The organism is Rhabdothermincola sp. (assembly GCF_036846205.1).
Taxonomy (GTDB): domain Bacteria; phylum Actinomycetota; class Acidimicrobiia; order Acidimicrobiales; family Acidimicrobilacustridaceae; genus Rhabdothermincola.
This window is the reverse complement of the sequence record NZ_DAIUCK010000156.1, coordinates 1-4211: the sequence shown is the minus strand read 5'-3', so window position 1 is coordinate 4211 and position 4211 is coordinate 1. Positions and strand designations below refer to the sequence as shown.

5 protein-coding genes are annotated in these 4211 nt (G+C 72.8%); 2 read left to right on the top strand and 3 right to left on the bottom strand.

The window, feature by feature from the left end; all coding sequences use genetic code 11:
- Window positions 1–160 precede the first annotated feature (160 nt).
- Window positions 161–607 (top strand): hypothetical protein, encoded by a 447-nt coding sequence (locus V7004_RS15295; protein ID WP_334145079.1) that lies wholly within the window; start codon window positions 161–163, stop codon window positions 605–607.
- A gap of 91 nt (window positions 608–698) precedes the next feature.
- Here the strand turns inward: V7004_RS15295 and rsmI are convergent, their stop codons facing one another.
- Genes rsmI through ychF form a run of 3 tightly spaced genes read right to left on the bottom strand, consistent with a single transcriptional unit; the run spans window position 699 to window position 2976 of the window.
- Window positions 699–1538 carry a 16S rRNA (cytidine(1402)-2'-O)-methyltransferase gene (rsmI, locus tag V7004_RS15290; protein WP_334145078.1) on the bottom strand — a complete coding sequence of 280 codons (840 nt, stop codon included), beginning with the start codon at window positions 1536–1538 and terminating at the stop codon, window positions 699–701.
- On the bottom strand, window positions 1535–1891 hold the full coding sequence (locus tag V7004_RS15285; RefSeq protein ID WP_334145077.1) for a DUF192 domain-containing protein: 357 nt from the start codon (window positions 1889–1891) through the stop codon (window positions 1535–1537). Before V7004_RS15285 ends, rsmI begins: the two co-directional genes overlap by 4 nt.
- An 8-nt stretch (window positions 1892–1899) precedes the next feature.
- Window positions 1900–2976 (bottom strand): redox-regulated ATPase YchF, encoded by a 1077-nt coding sequence (ychF, locus tag V7004_RS15280; RefSeq protein WP_334145076.1) that lies wholly within the window; start codon window positions 2974–2976, stop codon window positions 1900–1902.
- A 61-nt stretch (window positions 2977–3037) separates the two neighbouring features.
- Between ychF and V7004_RS15275 the strand changes: the two genes are divergently transcribed.
- The gene (locus V7004_RS15275; RefSeq protein WP_442968079.1) at window positions 3038–4087 is read left to right on the top strand and encodes a PHP domain-containing protein; all 1050 of its coding nucleotides are present in this window, start codon (window positions 3038–3040) and stop codon (window positions 4085–4087) included.
- The last annotated feature ends 124 nt before the right edge of the window (window positions 4088–4211 follow it).

Here is a 4211-nt window from a genome sequence, read left to right as displayed (position 1 = left end):
CCTCGCCCCACCCGGCCCCTGGTGCTGGGCTCTTGCCCGTGCCCCGGCGCCCACCCGTCGAGGGCGGAGAGAGTGGCCTCGTCGTAGAGGTCCTCGAAGGCCGGACCGTGCTCCACGGACACCAGCCTACGAGCCGCCATCCCGTGCGAGACTGGCCCCGATGGGCAGGACCGCGCTGGCGACCATCGGTGCCGCGCTCGTCGGGCTGGTGGTGGTGACGTCGCTCACCGGCCTCGGCGGGCCGGGACCGTTGCACCGCTACCCCTACCGGGACCTGCGCGCCCTCGCCGAGGCGATCGACGACCAGGCCGGTGGCCTGCGCACCCCCGACGACTGCTGGCGGACGCTCGACGGGGCGAGTGGCCCGATCCGGGAGATCGTCCGGGTCGACCTGCTTCGCAGCCGGGTCGTGGTGCGTGGGTACGCCTCCGAGTCGGGCCACATCGACCGGGTGACCGCCACCGCCGTCGACCAGGGGATCGAGCGTGCTCTGGCCACCGATCCGAGGTTCTCCCGGGCGATGGTCATCGTGGAGCCTTCACCCGACGGGTGGTCACCACTGGTCTCGTGCCCGCTGGTGATCCGCCGATGGGTCACCGGGTTCTGACGGCGTCGACGGCGTCGACGGCACCGGCGACAGCTGACGACACCAGGCGACACCGGCGCCATCGGTGACATGGCGCCCGCCAGCGGACGCCTCAGCCGTCGCGGGTGGCGAGCTCGTACACCCGGCGCTTGCCGGCCCCGAGGCGCCGGGCCACCGCGGCCACCGCGTCCTTGGTCGACCGGCCCGACGCGACCTCCTGGCCCAGAGCCTCGAGGATCTCGTCGTCGGTCGGCCCCGCGCCGGCGGGCGCGCCCTGGACCACGACCACGTACTCGCCGCGAGGCTCGACCTCGCCGGCGCGGCGGGCGGCCTCGCCCAGCGGGCCCCGCCAGACCTCCTCGTGGAGCTTGGTGAGCTCGCGGGCCAGCGCCACCGGTCGATCATCCCCGAACGCGGCGGCCAGATCCGCGAGCGTGCGGGCCAGTCGGTGGGGGGCCTCGAACAGCACGATGGTGCGCTGCTCCCCCGCCAGGGCGGCGAGACGCTCGGCGCGAGCACCGCCCTTGCGGGGCAGGAACCCTTCGAAGACGAACCGGCCCGTGGGCAGACCGCTGACGACCAGCCCGGCCACCAGCGCAGACGGTCCGGGCACCACCTCGACCTCGAACCCCGCGGCGAGCGCGGCGCGCACCAGGCGCTCACCCGGGTCGGAGATACCGGGCATCCCGGCGTCGGTGGTCACCGCGACCCGCTCCCCCCGCGCCAGTCGGGCCAGCACCTCCTTGACCTGCGCGGCCTCGGTGTGGTCGTTCACGACCAGCAACCCCGGCCTCCGCACCCCGGCTCGCTCCAGCAGCCTGCCCGCCCGGCGGGTGTCCTCGCATGCGATGACGTCCGCAGATCGGAGGGCGTCGACGGCCCGCGGGGAGAGATCACCGAGGTTCCCGATCGGCGTGCCCACGAGCACCAGGACGCCTCCCGCCGCGCTCATGAGGACCCCGGAGCGCCTCCGTCGAGGCCGCGGACCTCGAGGCGGTCACCGGGCGCCAGACCCCAGCGACCGAACGCCCCCGCCTCGGCCTCGATCACGCCGTGAGCCCGCCACACCGGCAGGGTGATCCGGTTCGGTCGCAACCGGCAGGTGCGCACCACGACCAGCTCCCGGTCGACGAAGGCCACGTCGATCGGGAACCGCATCCCGAAGCTGTGCACCGACTTCGCGGGCCGCAGCAGGATGGCGCCCTCGATGCCGTCACGGCCGAGCAGGCCCCGGGTGCGGCCACGCACCGACTCCGCGACCTCCAGCGTCGCGAGGACCCGCTCGTCACGCACCAGCCAGGCCATCTCGAGGGTCAGACGTTGAACCGGATCTCGAGCACGTCACCGTCGGCCACCTCGTAGTCCTTGCCCTCGACGCGCAGCTTCCCGAGCTCGCGCGCCTTGGACCACGAGCCGATCTCGAGCAGCTCGTCCCAGTGGATGACCTCGGCCCGGATGAAGCCCCGCTCGAAGTCGGAGTGGATGACCCCCGCACACTGCGGCGCTTTCCAGCCCGCCCGGAAGGTCCAGGCGCGGGTCTCCTTCTCCCCGGTGGTGAAGAACGTGCGCAGACCCAGCAGGTGGTACGCGGCGCGGATGAAGCGGGGCAGGCCTCCCTCCCCGAGCCCCAGGGCCTCGAGCATCTCCGCCCGCTCGTCGGGGTCGAGCTGCGCGGCTTCGGCTTCGAGCTGCACGCATGCGCCGATCACCTCCCCGTGATCGCCGAGCTCGGCGACCACCGGCGCGATCTTCTCGTCGATGCGATCGAGGTCGCCCTCGCCGACGTTCACCACCGCCAGCACGGGCTTGTCGGTGAGCAGGAAGTAGCTCCCGAGCAGCTCACGCTGCGCCGCCGGCAGGTCGCTGCGGTAGATCGGGGTGCCCGCGGCCAGCACCTCGTGGGCCGCTTCGAGCGCGGCCACCTCGTCGGCGATCGCCTTGTCGTGCCTGGCCGCCTTGCGGCGCTTGCCGAGCTGGTTCTCGACGCTGTCGAGGTCCGCGAGGCTCAGCTCGATCTCGAGGACCCGGAGGTGCTCGAGGGGATCGGGTGAGCCCGGCACGTCCGGGTCGTCGAAGGCCCGCAGCACGTAGACGATCGCGTCGACCTCGCGGATCCCGGCGAGGAACCGGTTGCCGAGCCCCTCACCCTTGCTCGCCCCCTCCACCAGCCCACCGATGTCGGTGAACTGCACGCTGGCGGGGATCACGCTGCGGGAGTTGCTCATCGCGGCGAGACGATCGAGGCGGTCGTCGGGCACCTTCGCCACCCCGACGTTGGGGTCGGTGGTGGCGAACGCGTACGGCGCGGCCAGGGCGCTCCCGCCCGACAGCGCGTTGTACAGCGATGACTTGCCGGCGTTCGGCAAGCCAACGAACCCGAAGCGCTCCACGAGGTCAGGGTACTGCCTGGCCTCCTACGCTCGATCCGTGCCCGAGCTGCCGGAACCGCCGCTGTCGCCGGCGGACGCGCTGGAGGCGATCGTCTACTACCTCGACCGGGCGCTGGCACCGGCCTCCAAGGTCCGGGCGTTCCTCCGGGCGGCGCAGGTGGTGCGCGAGCAGGGCGACGAGCGGATCGCGCAGCTCGCGGCGGCCGGGCGGCTGGAGGACCTCCCCGGGATCGGGCCGTCGAGCGCGCAGGTCATCACCGAGGCACTGGCCGGCATGGTGCCGGCGCGCCTGGTGCGAGCGGAACGCGAGAGCCGCCTCCCGCTCACCGAGGAGGCCAGGCCCTACCGGGCGTCGCTGCGGGGCGACTGCCACGTCCACTCGGATTGGAGCGACGGGGGCGCCAGCATCGAGCAGATGGCCCGCGCCGCGCAGGCGCTCGGCCACGAGTACCTGGTGCTCACCGACCACTCGCCGCGGCTCACGGTGGCCCACGGCCTCGACCGCGACCGGCTGGTGGCGCAGCTCGAAGAGGTGGAGCGCCTCAACGCGGTGCTCGCCCCGTTCTCGATCCTCACCGGGATGGAGGTCGACATCCTCGAGGACGGCACGCTCGACATGGACGATGACCTGTTGGCTCGCCTCGACGTGGTGGTGGCCAGCATGCACTCGAAGCTGCGCATGGACGAGCGCGAGATGACCCGGCGCATGGTGCTCGCGGTCTCGAGCCCCCACGTGGACATCCTCGGTCACTGCACGGGGCGCAAGCTGCGCTCACGTGGGGCGCAGGTGGCCTCGGACCCCGAGGTCGCCCGGCCCCCGTCGCGCTTCGACCCGGAGCTGGTGTTCGCCGCCTGCGCCCGCTTCGACACCGCGGTGGAGATCAACTGCCGCCCCGAGCGCCAGGACCCACCCGACCCCCTGCTCGATGTGGCCCTCGACTGGGGCTGCAAGGTGGCCATCGACACCGACGCGCACGCTCCTGGTCAACTGGAGTGGCAGGTCTTCGGCTGCGACAAGGCGGCACGCCACCGCATCGCGCTCGACCGCATCGTCAACACCTGGACCGCCGGCGAGTTGATCGAATGGGCCGGTTCGCACCCCACGGGGTAGCGTTGCCCACCTATGTCGAAGAAGACGTCGAAGCGCAAGACCAACGCTCGCCGCAAGCCGGCGAACCACGGGCGCAAGCCGAACGCCGGCCGCGGCTGACGGGCGGTCGCGCCGAGGCGCATGG